At 50.2% G+C, this 20,443-nt stretch carries 20 protein-coding genes; 7 read left to right on the top strand and 13 right to left on the bottom strand.

The features are described 5' to 3' along the window. On the top strand, nucleotides 1-308 hold a 308-nt coding region (locus tag AACZ40_RS19540; protein WP_339675521.1), incomplete at its 5' end, for a hypothetical protein. Nucleotides 309-316: 8 nt separating this feature from the next. On the opposite strand, the gene AACZ40_RS19535 is transcribed toward AACZ40_RS19540, so the two are convergent. The 5 genes from AACZ40_RS19535 to AACZ40_RS19515 all read right to left on the bottom strand — a co-directional run bounded on the left by AACZ40_RS19535 (nucleotide 317) and on the right by AACZ40_RS19515 (nucleotide 4,879). Continuing rightward, entirely contained in the window at nucleotides 317-1,132 is an 816-nt protein-coding gene (locus AACZ40_RS19535) for a DUF1559 domain-containing protein (protein WP_291171611.1), read from the bottom strand. A 97-nt stretch (nucleotides 1,133-1,229) separates the two neighbouring features. Then, nucleotides 1,230-1,613, bottom strand: coding sequence for a hypothetical protein (locus AACZ40_RS19530; protein ID WP_291171614.1), 384 nt, complete (start codon nucleotides 1,611-1,613; stop codon nucleotides 1,230-1,232). Between the two features lie 234 nt (nucleotides 1,614-1,847). Further along, nucleotides 1,848-2,846: a DUF1559 domain-containing protein gene (locus tag AACZ40_RS19525; protein ID WP_291171617.1), complete on the bottom strand. Its 999-nt coding sequence runs from the start codon at nucleotides 2,844-2,846 to the stop codon at nucleotides 1,848-1,850. Between the two features lie 138 nt (nucleotides 2,847-2,984). Next, nucleotides 2,985-4,352, bottom strand: a complete 1,368-nt coding sequence (locus tag AACZ40_RS19520) for a FecR family protein (protein WP_291171620.1) — start codon at nucleotides 4,350-4,352, stop codon at nucleotides 2,985-2,987. Next, a complete protein-coding gene (locus AACZ40_RS19515) occupies nucleotides 4,352-4,879 on the bottom strand; it encodes a sigma-70 family RNA polymerase sigma factor (RefSeq protein WP_291171623.1) in 528 nt (175 codons plus the stop codon). The genes AACZ40_RS19520 and AACZ40_RS19515 overlap by 1 nt, the downstream gene beginning before the upstream one ends. Nucleotides 4,880-5,307: 428 nt before the next feature. On the opposite strand from AACZ40_RS19515, the gene AACZ40_RS19510 reads away from it, so the two are divergent. Further along, nucleotides 5,308-6,120 (top strand): methyltransferase domain-containing protein, encoded by an 813-nt coding sequence (locus AACZ40_RS19510; RefSeq protein WP_291171625.1) that lies wholly within the window; start codon nucleotides 5,308-5,310, stop codon nucleotides 6,118-6,120. Here AACZ40_RS19510 and AACZ40_RS19505 read toward each other — a convergent pair. The 5 genes from AACZ40_RS19505 to AACZ40_RS19485 form a co-directional block, all read right to left on the bottom strand. Then, entirely contained in the window at nucleotides 6,106-6,735 is a 630-nt protein-coding gene (locus AACZ40_RS19505; protein ID WP_291171628.1) for an HAD family hydrolase, read from the bottom strand. The two genes, AACZ40_RS19510 and AACZ40_RS19505, sit on opposite strands and share 15 nt — an antisense overlap. Continuing rightward, the gene (locus AACZ40_RS19500; protein WP_291171631.1) at nucleotides 6,735-7,793 is read right to left on the bottom strand and encodes a hypothetical protein; all 1,059 of its coding nucleotides are present in this window, start codon (nucleotides 7,791-7,793) and stop codon (nucleotides 6,735-6,737) included. Before AACZ40_RS19500 ends, AACZ40_RS19505 begins: the two co-directional genes overlap by 1 nt. 224 nt (nucleotides 7,794-8,017) lie before the next feature. Next, nucleotides 8,018-9,550 (bottom strand): hypothetical protein, encoded by a 1,533-nt coding sequence (locus AACZ40_RS19495; protein WP_291171634.1) that lies wholly within the window; start codon nucleotides 9,548-9,550, stop codon nucleotides 8,018-8,020. A gap of 437 nt (nucleotides 9,551-9,987) precedes the next feature. Further along, nucleotides 9,988-10,542, bottom strand: a complete 555-nt coding sequence (locus AACZ40_RS19490) for a PspA/IM30 family protein (protein ID WP_291171637.1) — start codon at nucleotides 10,540-10,542, stop codon at nucleotides 9,988-9,990. 130 nt (nucleotides 10,543-10,672) lie between these two features. Then, nucleotides 10,673-11,260: a sigma-70 family RNA polymerase sigma factor gene (locus AACZ40_RS19485; RefSeq protein WP_291171640.1), complete on the bottom strand. Its 588-nt coding sequence runs from the start codon at nucleotides 11,258-11,260 to the stop codon at nucleotides 10,673-10,675. 240 nt (nucleotides 11,261-11,500) lie between these two features. Between AACZ40_RS19485 and AACZ40_RS19480 the strand changes: the two genes are divergently transcribed. Then, nucleotides 11,501-12,736: a lactate racemase domain-containing protein gene (locus AACZ40_RS19480; RefSeq protein ID WP_291171643.1), complete on the top strand. Its 1,236-nt coding sequence runs from the start codon at nucleotides 11,501-11,503 to the stop codon at nucleotides 12,734-12,736. Nucleotides 12,737-12,752: 16 nt separating this feature from the next. Here AACZ40_RS19480 and AACZ40_RS19475 read toward each other — a convergent pair whose 3' ends face one another. Continuing rightward, on the bottom strand, nucleotides 12,753-13,736 hold the full coding sequence (locus AACZ40_RS19475; RefSeq protein ID WP_291171646.1) for a Gfo/Idh/MocA family oxidoreductase: 984 nt from the start codon (nucleotides 13,734-13,736) through the stop codon (nucleotides 12,753-12,755). 195 nt (nucleotides 13,737-13,931) lie between these two features. Between AACZ40_RS19475 and AACZ40_RS19470 the strand changes: the two genes are divergently transcribed. Both AACZ40_RS19470 and AACZ40_RS19465 read left to right on the top strand, forming a co-directional pair. After that, nucleotides 13,932-15,329, top strand: coding sequence for a sulfatase (locus tag AACZ40_RS19470; RefSeq protein ID WP_291171649.1), 1,398 nt, complete (start codon nucleotides 13,932-13,934; stop codon nucleotides 15,327-15,329). Nucleotides 15,330-15,362: 33 nt separating this feature from the next. Next, nucleotides 15,363-15,986: a MarC family protein gene (locus AACZ40_RS19465; protein WP_291171652.1), complete on the top strand. Its 624-nt coding sequence runs from the start codon at nucleotides 15,363-15,365 to the stop codon at nucleotides 15,984-15,986. Nucleotides 15,987-16,083: 97 nt separating this feature from the next. On the opposite strand, the gene AACZ40_RS19460 is transcribed toward AACZ40_RS19465, so the two are convergent. Beyond that, nucleotides 16,084-16,920, bottom strand: coding sequence for an OmpA family protein (locus AACZ40_RS19460; RefSeq protein WP_291171654.1), 837 nt, complete (start codon nucleotides 16,918-16,920; stop codon nucleotides 16,084-16,086). Nucleotides 16,921-17,407: 487 nt separating this feature from the next. Further along, nucleotides 17,408-17,980, bottom strand: coding sequence for a prepilin-type N-terminal cleavage/methylation domain-containing protein (locus AACZ40_RS19455; RefSeq protein WP_339675510.1), 573 nt, complete (start codon nucleotides 17,978-17,980; stop codon nucleotides 17,408-17,410). A 600-nt stretch (nucleotides 17,981-18,580) separates the two neighbouring features. Between AACZ40_RS19455 and AACZ40_RS19450 the strand changes: the two genes are divergently transcribed. Beyond that, the gene (locus AACZ40_RS19450; RefSeq protein WP_291171659.1) at nucleotides 18,581-19,714 is read left to right on the top strand and encodes an efflux RND transporter periplasmic adaptor subunit; all 1,134 of its coding nucleotides are present in this window, start codon (nucleotides 18,581-18,583) and stop codon (nucleotides 19,712-19,714) included. Beyond that, a partial coding sequence (locus AACZ40_RS19445) for an ABC transporter ATP-binding protein (RefSeq protein WP_339675506.1) occupies nucleotides 19,711-20,443 on the top strand: 733 nt, incomplete at its 3' end. The genes AACZ40_RS19450 and AACZ40_RS19445, both read left to right, overlap by 4 nt.

The following is a 20,443-nucleotide window of genomic DNA, read 5'->3' as shown; positions in this document are numbered from 1 at the left end:
GTAACGCAATGGATATGAGCCCACAGGAACGCGAAGCAGCAGCGCGACGGATACCAGAGAATCTACTCACTGAACCGATGACGATTCAGGAACTGGCCGGGCTATTCAAGATCAACAGAAACAAGATGGCACTCATTCTGAAAGGACACATGCCCGAGGCGGTTCAATTCGGTAGCTTGTGGCGTTTGCCAGTCGCAAAGATGCCCCCCCAGTATTTCGAAGAAAGAAGTCTTTCGATATTCGATGCCCCTAATTGCAATGATCCGCACAGGCAATCTACTGCCGATCACCAGACCGGCGAGAATTAGAGCATGAATCATAACCTACTCACCATCACAGGCGCGGCGTATCTGCTGCGAACGACAACAGCAATCGCCCAGCGCTGTCCCATGCGATGGCCGTCCATTGTCACGTTGTAGGAATTTCCTGTCACAGTCGCCAGGCAGGCTGCCGGATTGGTATCCAGACTGGCAACCGTCGCGGCGGCGCGACCGAGATAATTCCCCGTCCCTCCCAGTTCCCGTTCTGCCATCAGAATTGTATTACTGGTTCCGTCTATAAAATCACGCATGCGAGTGTCCGACAGCCAGCCGAACGGCCCACGCGGATTTTTCGAGGAAATGTTATCATTAATCGTATCTCCCACGCTCAGGCAGTAGCTGCGCTGTGCCAGTCCCCCTTCAGCACGTGGAGGCACCGGCGATGACGGGCAGAGCATGATGCTCAGATGAGGCTGGGGAAAGCTGGAAGGATCATTTGGTCTGCCACCCTGACTGGGTAGTGCAGTAATTTGATTCCAGAGAGGTGCCTGATCGAGGAAGGGGAGTAAAAAGACGATCCCGCTCATCCAACTGCGATTTCCGGTACCGGTATCCAGCAGCCCGGCTCCCGTAACATCTCCTCCCGCGCCCCCTTTCAGGCTGGGGAGCATACCGTAAGTCTCTGAATAATTATGCATCGCCAACCCGAACTGCTTGAGGTTGTTTTTGCATTGTGATCGTCGGGCAGCCTCACGTGCCTGTTGTACGGCTGGGAGCAGTAAGGCGATCAGGATGGCAATAATGGCAATTACGACAAGTAATTCTATCAGGGTGAAGCCGCGAACGCGGCTTGCTTGAGAATGAGGTTTCATTTGAATCTCCTTTTAATAAATAGATAACGACGGCTATGTTAATTAGCAAAAATTGCTGGTTCCGCTTTCATCAGCATCTGTCTCGGATCGATTATCATCAGTCGGGTTGACTTTGGAGTGAGAAATCAATGATGTTTTCACCAGGTGTGACCTCAGCGGTAAGCTGGCTGTTTGAGTTGTAAGCTGACGGAATCAATTCTTTGGAGCCAGGCACCAGCGGCTCACCCCCTTCACCTCCCGTGGTGGCACGTTCCGTGGTGATTTTCACCTTGTGTGGCCCCACCATTGCTCCCGCTTTTTCGATGGAGAATTGTAATTCATAAACGCCTTCGGCATTTGTAGTGCCAACGGATGGTCGCCCCTCCGACGGAGAAAACTCAAGCCGTGCATTGGGGACAGGTTTACCGTCGAGCGTGACATGACCTTTCACAGCAGCGAGGTCAGGGCCCGAGGATTTCGCGCAGCCTGTTAATATCAACAAGACGAAGCAGTTTAATGTGCATGGACTCAATATCCTGGGCGGCATACAAATTATCCTTTTAATACAATACATTGCCTTGGGCAGAGATCTCACACGATTATTCTGTCAGCAAAACCATAGATGACTGTCATTGGTGAAAAATCGAGTGTCGTTCATCGCCCAACCCACCTACACAAGACGGGGTGGAATTAAGAATCCGCAGCAACAGATGTAACAATACATTCGAGGAGAAGATTAGAATTCACCAATGATCTGACCATCGGCAACGCCAATTAAATTTTCCAACGTGCTGTTGACGGCATCGTCCGTATTTAAATTGATGTTTTCGCTGATGAACCGTACGGCTCCATCACCGAGGCCGAAATGAGCTCCGCCGGTGTGTTGACTGCTGTATGCCTGGCGAGTCGACACGTTTGACGGATTGGTCGGGTTGATGGAATAGGTCGAACCGCCGAAGATGGCGATCAGTCCCTGGTTTCCACTTGCCTGCTCCGGTCCATTCGTTCCACCAAATTCACGAGCCGCGTAAAGAGTTCCTGCATAAAAATCGCTGGTACCCACTTTATAAGACCGCTCTCCAACCAGAATCGTATTACTCACTCCGTCTGTGATATCGCGAAACCGTAAATTGCTGTCGCGCCAGAACGCGCCTGTGGCACCTGAACCACCATTGGCGCCGTTCGAGGAACGAGACTGCCTCAAGGTACGGTTGTTATTGGAAGCGACATAGTTTGACACAGGAAGCCCATAATTCGTTCCATTATCCGCCTGGATTTGCTGCCCGGCATTTCCATTCAGAGCGGGCCCGGTATCGGAAGGACAGCGAAATGCGGCGAGTGGCTGTTGCATGCTGGTGCGGATGTTTGCGTCATTCAAAGCCGTTGAGGGCGTGATTGGGCCTGGGTTCATCTGGTTATAGAGGGGGGCCTGATCGAGATACGGCAAGATCATTGTGCTCCAGGCCCAATGTCCTTCGTTATCTGCAAGTGTTCCACCTGAACCCCGCTCGTCAACATAATCGGGAGGGAACATGTTAAATGTGTCGTGATAGTTCTGGAACGCCAGACCAATCTGTTTCAGATTATTTTTGCATTGGGACCGTCGTGCTGCTTCCCGCGCCTGTTGGACCGCTGGCAGCAGCAGGGCAATCAAAATTGCAATAATGGCAATCACAACAAGTAATTCAATTAATGTGAAGCCCCGGAAGCGTCGGGTGGGTCGTTGAGATTTCATAAATGACTCCTGATGAATAAACAATCGATATAGACAGCAGATAATGGCTTGTTTTGTGACCCGCGACTTTGAATCAGATGTAATGTGTTAACAATGAAAATAATCAACTGTAAAGGAGAATATATTGCCGATTTATGATCAGGGGCTGGCAACCAGAATTCGAAATTCGTCAACATAGCTGGTCCCCGTGAATAAAGTAAACTTAAGCGTTTTGCGGTCTTCCGACAGACTGAGAATGTCCTGGTGCGTACCATCTTTTGAGGCGCGGATTTCGATCTCCTGATGTTGAAGAGGCGGACATGCGCCACCCGCACACAGGTGGTTCAAGACAGCATCTGTCTCGGATAAGCGGTTCCTGGTTGTGATTACACCCAGTATGGGACGATGAAAGTGAACCACTCCTTCAGCCTGAATCATGTCATGATGGTTGCTGGCGGGATCGTAATAAACACGATAGCAATCGACTTTCATGCCACGGGGGACAAAATCAGTTTCTTTTTCAATCTGCTCTTCAGCCCGGTAGTCGCCAGGTTGAGAAATCGAAACAGGCAAATTTTTCGAGAGCAGAATATCGCGTTTTTCAGGAAACAGAAAAATCGCTCCGTCCCGTTCGAGTACCTGAAATTCTCCCCGGGCTATCTGATCCGGGAGTTGCTCCTGAAAAATAACGCTGTCAGAAAAATGATCTACCGCATAATCTCGCGCAATCAGCGGAATAAAATCAGTGCTGGTATAATCCCGGGATTGAATCGCATTCGTCACCGAATCGATCTGAACTGCTTCATTTGCCAGAATCTCGCGAGGCCGATCCGTCTCGCGTGAACCTGCGACCTGGACCTTGCCCCGATAAACTTTGATTTCCGTATTCAGTTCAGCACCGACATTTACGGAAAATGAGGTTCCCAGGTCGACAATCCTTCCTGTTCGCGTCTCAACAGTGAATCCGTGGCCTGATTTCGGGACGTCGGCAACCAGTTTTCCCTCCTTGAGGAAGATTTCATTTGTGCCATGGATGGTAAATATCGCAGGCGCTTTGAGATTGACGATCGAACCGGATTCGAAGCGAATCTCAATTTCGCCTTTCAGAAGCTGTCGTTTCGATCCGGAGAGTAAAGTTTCTTCCGGTGCGATCGGGCCGGATGACCACTGGCTGTTCGGCTGAGGGAATACATATGCGACCGGCGTCACCATATACATGAAAAAGATGCTCGCCGATAACAGGCATACGCAGACAGTGATATAGGCAATCAGATTCCAGTTCTTTCTGCGAGGCTTGCCCAGAGCAGGTAAATGCGACCATTCCTGTGGTGTGGTTGAATCGGTGAATACCCATTCCAGTTGAGTCTGTAACGTCGAGAACTGGATGAAAAACAGACGGGCTTCAGGGTCAGACTTGAGACGTGCCTGCAATTGTCTCAGTTCCCGTTCGTTGTAGCGATTATCAAAATAGAGAGCCACTAGCTCCGGCAGTGGATCCTCTCTGTCCGCAGAGTTTTCAGTGATCATTAAAACCGAGTCCTCGCAGCAATTGTTTTCTGAATGCAATCCTGGAGTCGTAATCGGATTCGTAACAACATGACACTGATGGCTTTTTCTGATTTCCCCCAATAGTCGGCGATACTTTTGAGTGGCAGAAACTGGCCGTATCGCTGCTGCATCAAGGTTCGTTTATCTTCAGGAAGCTGAGTGAGACAGGATCGCATTGCCTCGATTTGCTCGTTATAGATGTCGGGCATACTATTAATGGTCTCTGACATACTGTTTAGTAAATCATCGTCGAATAAGACTCGGCTGCGGCTTTGATCACGCCAGTAAGACTGAATCTTGTAGAAGGCCACTTTACGGGACCAGGCAAGAAAATTCGTACCCTGTGTAAAGCTGTTTTGTTTCTCCAGCAGACATTGATTAATGTCTTGCAGCACATCGCGGGCATCGGACGTATTTCCAACCAGTGACAGTACATAGGCATGCAACTGACCCTGGTGCCGAAGCAACTGTTGAAAAAATTCATTATTTACAATGACGTCGTTCATCAGATAATTCAGTTTCTGATCGGATGCGTGTTCAAATGTAGAAAACAGATACCCTTCTAACTACATTCCAGTAATCAGGGGAGGACTACAGATTATTTTCAATTTTTCACTATTTTTTGATAATACGTTCAAGAAACGCGTATCGAAAGCGGGAGAAGGGGGAAGTTACAGGTGGGACTGAATTGACTTACGTCGCGAAGAATATATCGCATCTCCCGCCCGCGAATGCTGGATTTACAGTGAGGCTGGCGGTCAGGTAGTGGATTGGAACGGGTATGTCAGGCTGGGGTTTATGTTTTATTGATAAAAATGAATATCGATACTGTAATAATATGTGAATATTCAGGGATTTCAACGTTAACTGCTCTGGAGATCGGATTTCACATCACCACAGGTTGAAATACTGCGAGAAATTCATGCGGGTAATTATGAAGCGAAATACTCAATATGTAATACGTGGAGGCATTGAAGGGCGGGAACGTCTCCGGATACTCGGGCGCGTGATGCAGGAGAGCACGGGAAAGTTACTGGACCGGCTCAATCTGACGGAGGGCATGAACTGTCTGGATGTGGGTTGTGGCGGCGGTGATGTGACGCGCGAGCTGGCTCGACGAGTGGCACCGGGGGGAAAAGCGGTGGGCGTTGATATTGATGAGACTAAACTGTCGATTGCCCGCCAGGAATCAGCAGAGCAGGGGCTGATGAATATTGAATTCCGCCTCGACGATGCCCGCGAAATATCGACCGCGCCGGAATACGATCTGGTTTACTCACGATTTCTGCTGACTCATCTGCAGGAACCGGTTACCGCGGTTAGATTATTTCTGAAGCAACTGCGGCCCACCGGCTTTCTGGTACTGGAAGACATTGATTTCAGTGGTTCGTTCGCTTATCCCGAGAGTCCCGCTTATCGAAAGTTCTTCGATCTGTATAACTCAGTCGTTCGTCACAGAGGTGGTGACCCGAATATGGGGCAACGACTTCCGGGAATACTGCAGGATTGTGGTTTACAGGACCTGAACGTTTCCGTCGTTCAGCCGACGGGGCTGCAGGGGGAAGTTAAATTGCTTAACGGACTCACCATGGAAAACATTGCCGATGCAGTCCTTGAAGATGGCCTCGCTACCCCAGAGGAGATCGACGAGATCGTCAAAGAACTCAATGATTACGCCGCAGACCCCAGAACGCTAACTGGAGTTCCCCGTGTCGTCCAGGTCTGGGGACGCTTACCGTTTGCTTGAAGAGTCGCTTACGATTTTCGGTATTGCTTCTAAAGTAGAAAGCTCTGTCAGGGGATCAGTGATATTCCCTGTACGCTTTAAATGATAACTGACTATTCCCACTCTGGATGGTCCCTCGACATCCGATTTCAGACTGTCACCGACCATGATTGTTTCGTGAGGCAGCGTATCTAGTTTATGAAGTGCCATTTTATAGATGGCTGGATCAGGTTTCATAAGACCACAATCGCATGAAAAAACAGTTACGTCAAAATAGCTTTCAAGCTGATGCCTCGAAAAAGGCAATTTGTAGGGAGTTGCCAGGTTCGAAATCACAGCTATTTTGATGTTTGATGTAGCGAGTACTTTCAGTGTCGGTATTACATCGGTGTAGAGCCGGACTCGTTCGAGATCGTTGTGTAGATTCTTTTCTAAAATATCCAGATCACTTTCCAGCATTAAATTTAACTGTGTTGCGCAGTCACGTAAGGAAGGGCAGTGATTTGTTAACGCGATCCTGAGGGCATCGCCGAGGCTGATTGCAGAGCTGGATTGTGCAAGATTCAAAAATGGTTTTGAATCTTGCGATAGTTCCAGTAAGGTTCCATACAAGTCAAAAATGACAGACTTGATCATCAGCTGTCTCGCTGATTTTTCTCACAGCCTGGATCGAGGGGCACAGGTTTGCCAGTTTTATCGACCGGCTGAGTGAACAGGTATTTCCAGACCGCTTCATGAATGTACTGGCCCTTTGCATCTTTACCGGCGCTGCCGCCGGGAACAACAGAGGAATGGGCGCGGCGGGTATTGTTTTTCACATCAAAGTCCGTAATCAAACGGCGCGTGTTACCATAGGGGGGCTTTGCTTTGTCTACATTCACGATGGGGCCAAATTCATTTAGACCAATCAACTCCCAGGATCGGCAGTAATGGTCGGCAGTCCAGCCGCCATCCAGTACATGAGAAAAACCGAAGTAGCGATTAGTGGGAGTCGCCGAAGGCAGGGTCTGCCAGTTCTGCAGTTGATCGCGCGGGCCACAGAACATGACCACGCGGCTCACCTTCTGATGTTTCGCGAACCGGGCTGCGGTTGTTGAGCCATGTGAACTGCCTGCCATGATCACATCTTCCCAGCGGAGATCTTTTCCATCGGGAGTGAGATAATAATCCCACTGACCCTGTGGATTTTCTTTTGCCAGCCATTTCACAAACTGCAGAGCCCGTTCTTTCATGCCGTCCGGCTGGGGAATCGAAACCTGATCGCTGTAATCTTCGCCGGTCGCCGCTTCCAGGCGGACATTTCCCCGACAGGTTTCACCGACCGGATTTTCGCGACAGACCTTGGAGAACCAGCGGTTGGCATAATGAACTTGAATGGCGTGCAGTCCGTAGCTGGAGAGCCGGTCAAACAGCTGGCTGTTATAACCCATCAGCCAGATCACCAGCTTGCCCCGTGGTTTAACGCGCGTGTCTACAACGGCGTGTTCCAGATCTTGGGGCTTGCCTTTTGCTTCGAAGACGTAATCAATCTCCGGATGCTCTTTCGTGCGGGGATCAATTTTGCTGGCACGCGCCGTCAGTTTGTATTCCTGTGGTGTTCGGTCTCGATAACGCAGTGTTCGTTCAGCCGCCTGCAGAGGAGCACAGACAACAAAAGACAGCAGGATAAGGAGACAGAGGGATTTTTGAGGCATAATCTTTCACCAGTTCAAGAGCAGTGTGTTCAAAGCGGTTATCATGACATGATGTCTATTATAGAAACCGGCCCTGCCTGAGTCCCGACTACAGTCCTTTCATCTGGTGAGAAGCAGAAAAAAACTGCCCACTGATGTCATTCATTCTGAAAGATCAGCGCAGCAGAGTACCTGACCTTGAGAAACAGAGAACTCGAAGTGGAATGAGCGTCAGCGGACTTCGCTTAAAACAGTCCGCGGACCATTTCCAGTAAGGATGAACTGACGGCAGAAGGATCATCGTAATGCCACATCGTACGGATGAGGTCATACATCATCAGACCGCAGATGCTCATTAGCAATGTTGAGATTCCAAGTGCCACGAATGTTCCGACACCCCATTCGGCTTCGGGAGCCGCCATCGCTGCGCCGCGGCCGCCTGCAAAAGAAGCAGGGGCGACAAACTCAGCGTGGCTTTCACCACTCTGGAAGGAATCATCGAAATCATCGTCGTCGGCATCGTAGATGTCATCGAAGTCATCTTCCTCGTCGAAGACATCCGACAGACCATCGTCGCTGGCGAACTCATCATCGTCAAAGATTGCCGACTCACCTTCCTCATCATCTGAATCCAGAATCACAGAGCCGGAAGAACCGCCGGCATCACCATCTTCATTCAGCATCAATACGCTGGTGTCGGAGTGAGAGTCTTCCAGGTCAAAGCTGCTGTCGGCGAAGTCTTCGTCATCATCCAGCGCTGGAATTTCCATTGTTGCATCTTTTCCGGATTTGGTTGAGACCATGGGAGAGGTCTTCTCATCGTCTTCCGAATCGAACGGTTCCAGCGAGATACCACTGTCGGCCGTAATGGAAATGTCGCTGCCGGTATCATCTTCCAGTGAAAGCCCGCTGGCGTCGTCATCGACAAGGGAGATTCCGCTTTCATCTGCAGATTCGAGAGAGATGCCACTGTCCAGTGGTCCTGCCAGCGAAATACCACTGTCAGAAGCCAGTGAGATGCCGCTGTCTTCCGCCAGGGAAAGCCCGCTGTCTTCTGCGAGGATCGAAGATTCATCGCTCTCGTCTGACACTAAGGCCACATCACTGTCACTGCCCAGGTCAAAGTCTTCGCCAATCAGGGCGACGTCACTCTCGCTACCCTTCGGGCTGGAATCGTCGGCGACGAGTTTCACATCACTGTCGCTGCCCATCTCCAGATCCATCACCTCAAAGTCCGGCTCCTGTTCACCGTCAACCAGTTTCACATCGCTGTCACTACCGAGGTCAATGCTGGAATCGTCCGTCAGTCGCACATCGCTGTCAGAATCTTCACCGACGGCAACCAGTTCCGGCTCACTGTCCAGCTGCAGGTCATCTCCCTCGTCAACCACCAGTCGTACATCACTGTCGGAACTGCTGAGTTCGACAGGTTCATCATCGTCATCGTGCACACTGCCTCGAATCACAGTTGCCTGTTCGCCGACTTCGTCTTCATCGATGACACTGTCTGATTCCTGGGTCAAATCATCATCGTCAAGAATGGCAGAGTCGAACATGTCGTCATCTTCCAGGTCTTCATTGTTGAACAGGGGAATGGCCGGGTCCGAATCCGCCTGGCGGCTGCGCCCTAATTCTTCCACATCTTCCATACGAAATTTCCAGGCGCCTCGATCAGCAAATCCCCGAATATCACCTGCTTCCCGTAAGCGGTTCAATTCTTCTTTTTCCATGCCCAGCTCGGCGGCTGCTTCTTCGAGGTTCAGATATTTTTTGGCCATGGTGGCACAACTCCAACATCATTGATGTAAATTAGGAATTAAGGATGTGTGTAAATCGTCATCGGACTATTGGCTGGGAAATTTCAGTGTTATCAAACCTGAAACCCGTCAGACAATGGCCTTTGCGAAGAACTTACGGGTTCTATTAATCGTATCAGCCTTCCCGGAGCCAACTCCGGAATTCCTGATCAGAACCCGAACTTGGGATCAAGAAAATATTCCGATCCGCCAGTTATCTATTTTAATTCTAAATTAGAACTGATCGGTTGCAAGTACCATCTTGTTGAATGGGCTATTCTTAAGCAACAATTTGAGCGTGAAAGCGTTTGTCCACTCCGGTTAAGGCTGAGGTTCCTTAAGGCAAATCGATTACCCGGGTTATAGCGAATTCTTCTTCGCTGACCCTGAACTGGTGCCGCTTGGCATCGGCGGCCGTATTACTGACCCAGTTCTCGCTTTAATTCAGCCAGTTCTGAATCGATCTGTTCAGAACGGGAAGGGGTCAGTGATGACTCGACATCTGCGGTAATCGGAGTGCTTTGTGACGGTGTTTCCGACAGTCCGGCCTGTTCCGTTAATTCCAGCTGTTTGCGTCGGGCTTCTGCTAATCTGGCTTCCAGGGCATGCAGAGTCGTGGTCAAATGCTCGCAGGTCGCGACTGCCGCCCGATGCTGCTGTTCCAGACCGGCTTTCAGATCGTCCACTTCCTGTTTTCGTACCAGTGAATTCCGTGCTTCCGTTTCATCGTTCAGCGCGAGGGCATTTTTCGCTGCTTCTTTCCACTGGAAGATCTGACGCTCATATTCAGCCAGTTCCTGCTGAATCGACTGTTCATTAGCCATGGCTGTTTTCACACTGCGGTTTGCCCCTGCAATTCCTTCTTTCATTTCAGAAATGATCTGCTCGATCTCCTTCACGGGATCTTCCGCATTATTCAGCAGGTGAGTCAAATTACAGGTAACAATGTCAGTGAGCCGACTGAAATAGCTCATGCCCTCTACTCCGTACTGTTGCATGTGTTAGTGAAAAGAAAGCAATTCTGCTGGCCCGCGGGAGTCAACGCGAATCGCTTTGATCGGGTTCAATTCTTTTTGCCATTCTCTCTAATATTATATCAGTAACTTAATTTTTTTGAGGACCGGTCACGCCGATGAGTGTTAATTTCTCTCTCAGTTTTTCCCGGGCCAGCCGAAGCCGGCTTTTGGCCGTCGCCAGATTCGTTTCCATAACCTCTGCGACTTCATTCAGTGTCAGCTCAGAATAATGATGCAGGGTAAATGTTAAACGCTGATCTTCAGGGATTGTTGCCAACAGTTCATCAACAATCAACGCCAGTTCTTTGATATTGGCTTTCTCTTCCGGCGAGACGACTTCACTGGCCAGGCGATTGAGCGAATCATCTTCATCAGCCTGCTTGCCTGTATACGCTTTGATCAGCGCATCATGGGACTGACGTCGGATCGAGTCGATCATCAGGTTGCGGGCCACCCGGTACATCCAGCCGCGAAAGCGTCCCTGCGGCAGATAGTCCCATGACTGGTTATAAACCCGCAACAGTGTTTCCTGGGACAAGTCCTCTGAAAGCTGAGAGTCGCGGGTGTTTCTGAAAAAAAAACCGATCAGCGGGCCCTGATATTTTTCTACCAGTTCATCAAAGGCGCGCAGCTCACCACTTTGAATTCGAATCATTAATTGATCGTCTTCTGTCATGGTGAATTTCCTGAAGCGAACCCGGCATAAATCCTTAGACCGGAATGAAACTGACAATGTAATCTGCGGTGACTTTCTAATATTGTGATCAGATATCCTGTAGAAATCACCTCTAAACCGCTAACATTCCAGTGTTGGTCCTCTTTTAACGGAATTCAACTCTCCAGTTCGTAAAAAAACAAGATTCTCAGTTGAATCAGCACGAAACCATGTCGAGTCAAGCGGGATGAAACAGCTTCGATGACGGAAACGGTCAAGATAGAATTGAATTATGGCTTTGACGGTACATTTCAATGTGAAATTCCGTCGGAGCGTCTGATCCATTATCACCAGTCGCCTGTCGGCATCGACGATGTCGCCTCCCGGATGCAGCAGGTGTTAAACAGTCCGCTGGAATTGCCCCCCCTGGACCTCGCGGTTGTTCCGGGAGATAAAATCACGATTCCCGTCGATTATCAGGCACCGGCTGCTGCTGAAATCATTAATGCGGTCTGGGAATACTTTAATGAGTGTGGAATCGAGGCCGGTGATGTTACGATTCTGCAGACGCGTTCAGAAACGAGTGCCTTGCAGGAAAAATTAAAAGCGGCAGTGACCTCCGAACTGCAGGAACACGCTTCATGGGTAATTCATGATCCGGAATCCAGGGAAGAGGTCAGCTATCTGGGAACTTCGGCTGGGGGAGAACGAATTTATCTGTCGCGACATCTGCTCGAAGCGGATTTCATTCTGCCGATTGAAAAAGTGGGCTTTGATCCGTTACTCGGATATGCAGGTGGCGGCAGTTCCATATATCCGGGATTCTCTTCTCAGGAAGCGATTGTCAAGAGTCGCGGGCAGTCTCACCGTGAACTGACTCCAGCAGAAAGTCGTCCCTTGCGTCAGTTGATCGACGAGATTGGCTGGATGCTGGGGCTGCAATACAGTCTGCAGGTCATCCCCGCTGGTGGTCAGGCCGTCGCGGAAATTGTATTTGGCAGCCTCGAATCCACCTTCCGAAAAGCCAAACAGTTTCTGGATCAGTACTGGAGACTGGAGCCGGAATATAAGTCAGAGATGGTGATCATCGCCGTCGAAGATGGACCTACCGGACATCAGTGGAATCAACTGGCAAGCGTGCTGGAGACGGCCCGAAATCTGGTGACCCAGGATGGTCGCGTTGTACTCCTGACACAGATTGAAGCTGAACCGGGTATAGGGCTGCAGATTCTCTCCCGCTGCCATGAACCCCTGGATGCAATCAAGCCTCTGCGTGATGCACAACCGGGAGATTTACTGACAGCGACGCAATTGGCGCTGACCGGAGACTGGGCATTGATCTGTCTGCTCAGCAAAGTCAGCAGTGATGAAGTGGAAGACCTGTTTGCCATTCCTTTGGAGGATGAAGCAGAGGTCGAACGCCTGCTGCAATCGGACGAAACCGTGTCTGTGATCGCCTCTGCCCAATATGCCTACGGACAGTTGAAACAGGCATGATCTGAATACGGGTGAATCAGGTGACAGGCAGACTGGCTGACTTCAATACGGTTTCCTGAACGTCATAGTCATGCTGGTAAGAGAAGTCGATGTCTTTTTCCCGACGGATAATCTTCGCCATGTCTGCAACATCATCCGTATATCGGGTGTAACCCGGAAACGAGATTTCCTGTTGACCTTTCCGGTATTTCCCTTTTGCCTGCGAAAGCGTCAGGCTTGCGGAGGGCCTGCCAAAAGGCTGCAGATGGAAGGTACCTTCTGAGCCGCAGACTACGATATGTCGTCGATCAAATCCCTGAACTTCATTGCAGCTTGATTTGACAGTTGCCAGTGCCCGCGGATAACTGAAGACCGCCAGCATGTTATCCTGGAGCGTGTCGTCAATGTCCGAAGCATGCTGTGCGAATGCAGTGACCTGATCAGGTCGTCCCAGAATCTGTACGACCAGATCGATCACATGGCACGCCAGTTCAAACATCATGCCTCCAGGTTGGGGTTCCAGTTTCTTGCGACTGGCGGCATCCATTTTCTTACTGATGACAGTGTGCACTTCAAATGGTTCACCAAGCCAGCCTTTGTGCAACAGATCACGCAGGAGAACGACGCCCGGGTTGTAACGATACATATAGCCCATCTGCAGCAGCAGATGCTTCTGCGCCGCCTGATCCAGAATCCGCTTGAAGTGAGGCAGAGATAAACCCGCGGGTTTGTCCAGGTGGATATGTTTGCCGGCTGCAATACAGGTCTCTGCTGTCGGCAACAGATCGGGGACCAGTGTCTCCACGGCGACTGCCTGCAGTCCGTCGATGTTGAGCAACTGCTCCTGTGTCAGGAAAGGAAGACCCTGGTAGATGCCTGTTGACTCTGCATATTTGCGTAATTGAGTGTCGGGCTCAACCACGCCCACCACTTCGTAATCTTCCGATTTACGGAACGCCTGCATTTTTCCACCCGCGTGCGGATGACCCACTCCAATCTGTCCTACTTTGATTTTCTTCACGACAGTCTTCCTCACAGGAGAAATCAGGATTTCGAAATAATGCTGTGGTCTTTTCTTGCAGTCGGCGGAAATTCTGTCCCGGGGCAGCCGCAGCCATGACAGGAAACCAACGGGAGCTTAGAATAATCAGCAGACAAAGATCGTAATCAAACGATACAGGAAAAACCACTCCTTTTCATTCTGGAAGGAAGTCAGATGCCACGTACCCTGGTGATCGCGCTGTTGTTCTGCTGGCATCTCTCAATGGTGTCGCCTGTTGATGCAGAGAATCAAAGGCCGAATATGGTCCTGTTTTTTATTGATGACCTGGGTTGGCGCGACGCAGGCTGTATGGGAAGCGACTTTTTCGAAACGCCTCACATCGATCGACTGGCGGAAGAATCGATGAAGTTTACCGCCGCTTATGCAGCGGCTCCCAACTGTGCTCCCAGCCGGGCCTGCCTGATGTCAGGTTTATACGCTCCCCGGCATGGGGTCTACACCGTCGGGGATCCGGCCCGTGGCAACGACCGTTATCGAAAGTTGATTCCTGCTGAGAATAGAAGGGTGTTGGATGACCGGTTCACCACGATCGCCGAGCGGCTTTCACAGGCTGGTTACCGTTGTGCCAGTGTGGGGAAGTGGCATCTGGGCAAGTCCCCTCTGTCGCAGGGCTTTCAGGTGAATATCGCCGGGAATCAGACGGGTAGCCCGCGCGGTGGCTATTTCAGTCCTTACAATAACCCACAACTGGGCGATGGAAAGCAGGGGGAATACCTGACAGATCGCCTGACGACGGAAGCATGTCAATTCATTAAGGACAACGTAAAGTCTCCGTTTTTTCTGTATCTCACGCACTATGCTGTTCACACTCCGTTGCAGGCAAAAAAAGAGGACATCGCTTACTTCAAAGAGAAACCAGCCGGGAAACTGCATCAGCATGCCACTTATGCCGCAATGATCCGCAGCATGGATCAGAGTATCGGTCGCGTGCTGCAAACTCTGCGGGACCAGCAGATTGACCAGAATACCATTATTATTTTTACCTCGGATAACGGTGGATACGGGCCCGCCACCAGCATGCGTCCGTTACGTGGTTCGAAGGGGATGCTGTATGAGGGGGGAATCCGCGTTCCGTTGCTGATCAAGTGGCCCGGCGTGACACAGCCCGGAAGCTCAACCGATGAAGCAGTGATCAACGTCGACCTCTATCCGACTTTTCTGGAAATGACGAACATACCGGTTCTGGAAAGTGAGTTATTAGATGGTGAAAGTCTGGTTCCTCTGCTGAAAGATCCGCAATCTCGACTGGAATCGCGGAGCCTGTTCTGGCACTTTCCCGCCTATCTGCAAAAATACCAGGGGATGCAACAGCGATTTCGCACGACACCTGTCTCGGTGATACGTCAGGGAGACTGGAAGCTGCTGGAGTTTTTCGAAGACGGACATCACGAACTCTATAATACGCGGCTCGATATCGGAGAATCAAATGAACTCTCCGGCAGTCACCCCGAAAAAGTGCTGGAATTATCACAGGCACTTCATCGCTGGCAGAAACAGGTTCAGGCGGCAATCCCTGCTGAGTTGAATCCCAGATACAACCCGGAAGATTAAGAATCTGAATTCACTGGAAAGAAGAGACTGAGTATGGCGTGGGACGATATTCTCAGAGATTTTGTTTATCTCTGGGCCGTCATCGATCCGATTGGTTCGATTCCGGTATTCATCGCGGTTACAGCGGGCACGAGCAGAATGGTGCAGCGCAAAATCGCGTATCAGGCGATCATCACGGCTGGCCTGGTTCTGCTGCTGTTCATCGTCGGCGGACAGATCCTGCTGGATCTGCTGGAGATTCCACTGGCCGCATTTCAGATTGCCGGCGGGCTCGTCCTGTTTCTGTTTGCTTTAACGATGATCTTCGGCGAGAGTAAACCGCAAGCTGAGATTGAAGAGTCCTCACACGTGAGTGTCCACCAGAATAAAGCCGTATTCCCTCTGGCGATTCCCTCAATCGCATCACCGGGTGCGATGATGGCTGTTGTGCTGATTACCGATAACCATCGTTTTCATATCGGACAACAGCTGATCTCCACACTGACGATGCTGGTCGTACTCCTGATCACCCTGGGGTTTCTTCTGCTGGCAGGCAGGATTCAGAAATTGATCGGAGATGCAGGAGCAAGTGTTGTCAGTCGAATCGGTGGCCTGATCCTCGCATCAGTTGCCGTCGACAGTGTATTGAGTGGCATCAAGGTCTATTTCGAGATTTGAAACTGCTGATCGATTTCAGACAGAATCGGCGTTTATAAACAAAAACAGACTCGTTTCGATAACGAGTCTGTTCGGTAATGATTGACTGGAGTGATATTTAGTTCAACAGTGTGGGATTAGGATCCCAGCCTGCGACGACGGCGTCAGGAGCGAGTACAAAGATTTCCACGCGACGGTTTTTCTGTCGAGCCGAATCGTTCTGATTAGGCACGACCGGCTGAAACATACTGTACCCGGCAGATCCCATCCGTTCCTGCTTGACGCCGAATTTGGAAAGCGTGAGCACAACTGAGTTCGCACGGTTTGTTGACAAATGCCAGTTGGTGCGGTGCTGACGCTGGGTGCTGGCTTTTGAAATCGGCTTGTCGTCAGTGTGTCCGACAACCAGCACATTCAATCGCTTGGCATTGCCGTCATTCATAATGGCAGCAAACTGGTTCAGGATTTCCTGTGCCGCTGGTTTGAGGTTATCACTACCTGAGGAAAAGAGAATGTCCGAGTGAAATTTGCTGACGCCGGTATGGGGGTCAAATTCGAAATCAGGATATTTGTCAGCCAGTTCCTGAAAGCGACGGGTGGCTTCGCCATCCAGCGGACTGGGCTGTCCCTTGGCTTTCTTCATCAGGCTGACGTATCGCTGCTGCATCTCGGAACGTTCTGAGTTCAGATTGTCGAGCCGTTTATTGGCGATACTCAGGTTGGATTCCAGTGACTGGGCCCGCATTGCCAGCTGATCCCGTTCGTGCTGCAGCGCGTTGGCAGACTGCTGGAACTGATCTCGCTGCATTGCCAGTTCAGAGTTCTGATCATACAGCTGCTGCGAGCGGTACATGCTCTGACGCAACTGGGCGTTCGGTCCACGCTGACAGCCTGACTGTGAAATCGTAAATAAACTAACTGCGGTAAGCAGGCATACCCGTACAAGTATGGGCATCTTGAGTGCTCCTTTATCGATCTCTGAATAGAATCACGTTTCCCGGGAGCGCGTTTCCAGAACTGAGCTGTTGCAAAGGCATCAGTCTAATTCTGAAGATTCACACACCCTTGAAAAGCCACGCTGATTCAAGGAAAGATGAATGGCATAAAAATCAGTTTTGAATGGGATGGTAGGTTTTTCGAGATATGATATGCGGCTGCATATCCTGTTGTGCTTTTGAATGAGTATTGTGAAGTGAGAGAATTTTACTCATGCGAAAGTCGACAGAGGCGGATTTATAATGCGTCTCCTTTTTTCTGCCAAGAGCAACATCACAAAAAAAGATTGCTTTTTAAAAGATTGAAATATCTACAAAAACAGCTGGAAAAGAGCAGAAGTGGTACACCGGGAAAAGAAAAAACAGGTGAAGCCTGATAACCATATCAAGCACCACCTGTTTTGCTGGAGAGTCGTATTTAAAAAGTCTGCAGACTAAAAGCCTTGATCAGTCTTGAGATTCCAGTCGTTTTAAATCGTTCTGTAACTGTTCAATCGCATCTGACAGATTCCGGCGTGCGACCAGAGAAGCCGTATTCTGAGTCAGGTCGAATTTAAAGTTTTTCAATGCCCGTCGGGTTTTCTCAATCTTCTCTTTTTTGGAGAGTTCCTGATCTCCAAATTCAGTATTCCGTCTTTGCCAGCTGGGAGTAAATCGAGTTTTCGTTTCTGTCGTTTCAGCAGGCTTCAAAGCTATAGCGACAGTCGTTGCGCCAGCTTCCTGTTCCAGGTGAGTAATCTGTTCCAGCTCCAGCTCATTCTGTTTCTGCTGTTTTTTCAGATTGATCGCATACATATCCAGGATTTCCTGCAGTGAATGCTTATATGTTCCTGAAATTTCGGAAATCACGGGACCACCCGCGTATTCGTACTCGCGGTAAACCCAGTAGGGGCCGTCTTTCTGGCTTGACTTCAGTGAGGCATCCTTGGCCTTCTGGATCTCGGGTAAGAGTAATGCGATCAGTACGGCGATCGTTGCAATCGCGACCATTAATTCGATTAGTGTGAATCCTCTTCTCATTCCTCTTCTCTTAGATGGTAAGTGGGACACCATCTCTCCTTTTAAAACAGGTTGGCAATATGCTCATCAAACAACTTCGAGCACATTCTTTGAACGCCCGGAGTTATACGGGCACTTGTTTAAGAGAATGTTTCTGTTTGATGATTATTGTGAATTACAGAAAAGCGAATCATGTGCCAAACAGGTTCTACGGAATTGACCACACTCGTCTACCGTGTCTTATCATGAGTCATAGCAACAAGATAAAGCTATTCAGAGCAAACCGTCTTAACGGTATATTATTTTTTGAATCATCAAACTCCCGCAGTCAATCTCGAGAAATGCCTGATTGTTGTGCATTCTATTTCAGCAGGAAAATCAAAGATCGTATTATGTCCACTGCCCGATTCCTGCAGGAATGCTGACAGTCTGACGGAGTCGTCAAGCTGCGACAGGGTTACCGATTCTTTTCCAGCCACCCTCCAGCGGAGCAAACAGCGTTACTACAGTCTGCACGCGGATTCGAGTAAGATGCTCTCTGCTAAAATTGCATCGAGATAACTGGAATGCGGTGTGATCCGTGCCTGAGACGATTTGCTTGAGATCCATGAGGTAACCCACTTGAAGAAAATAACAGGTTTAGTCGTGATCGGTGTGGCACTGATTGTGGCACTGGTATTCAGTCAGCAGCGACATGTACCGCTTCGGGTTTCCGGTTTTATCGAAGCCGACGATATCCGACCCGGCTCACGAGTGGGGGGGCGCGTGAAACAGGTACTGATCGAAGAAGGGCAGTTTGTCTCCCGCGGCGATCTGCTGATTGAACTTGAGCCCTACGATTTGCTTGAAAAACGCGCCGAGGCAATCGCCGGACTGGCAGAAGCCAAAGCACAACACGAAGAACTTGTAGCCGGCTTCCGACCCGAAGAAATCGATGAAGCCGCAGCGAAAGTAGATCAACTCAAAGCCCGTCTGACTCTGCTGGTCAATGGCCCCCGTCAGCAGGAAATCGATTCAGGCGTCTCCGAACTGCATCTGGCAGACGCAGAATATCGGCTGGCAAAAGCCAAACAGATGCGTGTGGAAACTCTATTCGGTCAGAAATCGGCTTCAACGGATGAAATGGATACTGCCAACACCGAACTGCAGGTTGCAGCGTCAAAAAAAGAAGTCAAACAGAAATCCCTGGATCTCCTCAAAGAGGGAACCCGCAAAGAAGAGATTGATGAAGCCCGGGCGCAGTTAAAGCAGGCAGAAGCATCGTGGCAACTCTTGAAAAACGGGAACCGCAAGGAAGACATCGACCAGGCGGCAGCCAGTGTCAGAAAAGCGGAAGCGGTTCTGGAAACCATTGAAGATCAGATCAAAGAACTGAAAATATTTGCTCCCCTGGATGGGACGATTGAGGCGGTCACCCTGCAGCCCGGTGATCTGGTGGGCAGCAATGTTCCCGTTGTTTCGATCCTGGACTGGAATGAGCTGTGGGTCCGCTGCTATGTACCGGAAAATCATCTGGATATCAAAGTCGACCAGGAAGTCGAAGTCACCATAGACAGCTATCCCGATAAAACCTTCACGGGTCGCGTCAGTTTCGTGTCCCGCCAGGCTGAGTTTGTGCCCCGCAATGTGCAAACGCCGGAAGAACGTTCCAAACAGGTGTTCCGGATCAAAGTCCGCATCCAGGATAAAGACCATCTGCTCCGTCCCGGCATGGCCGCTGATGTCTGGCTGGATGGGAAGGAACAAAGTTTATGACGGCCGTCATTGAGGTAGACCAGCTTACGCGGGAATTCGGGAATCTGAAAGCCGTCGATCAGGTCAGCTTTACAGTACAGCGCGGTGCCATCTTCGGATTGCTGGGGCCCAACGGTAGCGGGAAATCAACGATCATCCGCATGCTGTGTGGTGTACTCGAACCCACAGGTGGGGCCGCGCGCGTGCTGGGATTTGATGTAGCGACTGATGCAGAGTTGATCAAGCGACGCATAGGCTACATGTCACAGAGCTTCAGCTTGTATGCAGATCTGAGCGTTCGGGAAAATATCGAATTCTACGGGCGCATCTATGGGCTCACTCCTGAAAAACTGGAACAGCGCTTTCAGGAAATCATCGAACTCACATCACTGCAAGATCGACTGGATCAACTGGCTGGAAATCTGTCGGGAGGCTGGAAGCAGCGACTGGCACTGGGATGCGCTTTGATCCATGAGCCGGAAGTCGTCTTTCTTGATGAACCGACGGCTGGAATCGCCCCGGTGGCCCGCCGCGATCTCTGGGATCTGCTCTTCCAGCTGGCCGGGCAGGGAGTGACCCTGTTTGTCACCACTCATTATATGGATGAAGCAGAACGCTGCAGCGACGTGGGTTATATTTATAACTCACATTTGATTGTCTGTGGGAAACCGGGTGAACTCAAGCAGTTACCTACGGTAACGCCGGAAGGAACCGCCCGTTGGGAAATTGAAACAGAGAACCCCGCCACGC

Source organism: uncultured Gimesia sp. (genome assembly GCF_963972345.1).
In the GTDB taxonomy this organism is placed as follows: domain Bacteria; phylum Planctomycetota; class Planctomycetia; order Planctomycetales; family Planctomycetaceae; genus Gimesia.
This window is presented reverse-complemented; position numbering and strand designations above follow the sequence as displayed.

What these genes read in the sequence shown, in the direction of transcription:
- AACZ40_RS19535 (WP_291171611.1), bottom strand. Translation starts at nt 1,132, where the DNA reads ATGAAACCTCATTCTCAAGCAAGCCGCGTTCGCGGCTTCACCCTGATA.
- AACZ40_RS19525 (WP_291171617.1), bottom strand. Translation starts at nt 2,846, where the DNA reads ATGAAATCTCAACGACCCACCCGACGCTTCCGGGGCTTCACATTAATT.
- AACZ40_RS19520 (WP_291171620.1), bottom strand. Translation starts at nt 4,352, where the DNA reads ATGATCACTGAAAACTCTGCGGACAGAGAGGATCCACTGCCGGAGCTA.
- AACZ40_RS19515 (WP_291171623.1), bottom strand. Translation starts at nt 4,879, where the DNA reads ATGAACGACGTCATTGTAAATAATGAATTTTTTCAACAGTTGCTTCGG.
- AACZ40_RS19510 (WP_291171625.1), top strand. Translation starts at nt 5,308, where the DNA reads ATGAAGCGAAATACTCAATATGTAATACGTGGAGGCATTGAAGGGCGG.
- AACZ40_RS19505 (WP_291171628.1), bottom strand. Translation starts at nt 6,735, where the DNA reads ATGATCAAGTCTGTCATTTTTGACTTGTATGGAACCTTACTGGAACTA.
- AACZ40_RS19500 (WP_291171631.1), bottom strand. Translation starts at nt 7,793, where the DNA reads ATGCCTCAAAAATCCCTCTGTCTCCTTATCCTGCTGTCTTTTGTTGTC.
- AACZ40_RS19495 (WP_291171634.1), bottom strand. Translation starts at nt 9,550, where the DNA reads ATGGCCAAAAAATATCTGAACCTCGAAGAAGCAGCCGCCGAGCTGGGC.
- AACZ40_RS19490 (WP_291171637.1), bottom strand. Translation starts at nt 10,542, where the DNA reads ATGAGCTATTTCAGTCGGCTCACTGACATTGTTACCTGTAATTTGACT.
- AACZ40_RS19485 (WP_291171640.1), bottom strand. Translation starts at nt 11,260, where the DNA reads ATGACAGAAGACGATCAATTAATGATTCGAATTCAAAGTGGTGAGCTG.
- AACZ40_RS19480 (WP_291171643.1), top strand. Translation starts at nt 11,501, where the DNA reads ATGACGGAAACGGTCAAGATAGAATTGAATTATGGCTTTGACGGTACA.
- AACZ40_RS19470 (WP_291171649.1), top strand. Translation starts at nt 13,932, where the DNA reads ATGCCACGTACCCTGGTGATCGCGCTGTTGTTCTGCTGGCATCTCTCA.
- AACZ40_RS19465 (WP_291171652.1), top strand. Translation starts at nt 15,363, where the DNA reads ATGGCGTGGGACGATATTCTCAGAGATTTTGTTTATCTCTGGGCCGTC.
- AACZ40_RS19460 (WP_291171654.1), bottom strand. Translation starts at nt 16,920, where the DNA reads ATGCCCATACTTGTACGGGTATGCCTGCTTACCGCAGTTAGTTTATTT.
- AACZ40_RS19455 (WP_339675510.1), bottom strand. Translation starts at nt 17,980, where the DNA reads ATGAGAAGAGGATTCACACTAATCGAATTAATGGTCGCGATTGCAACG.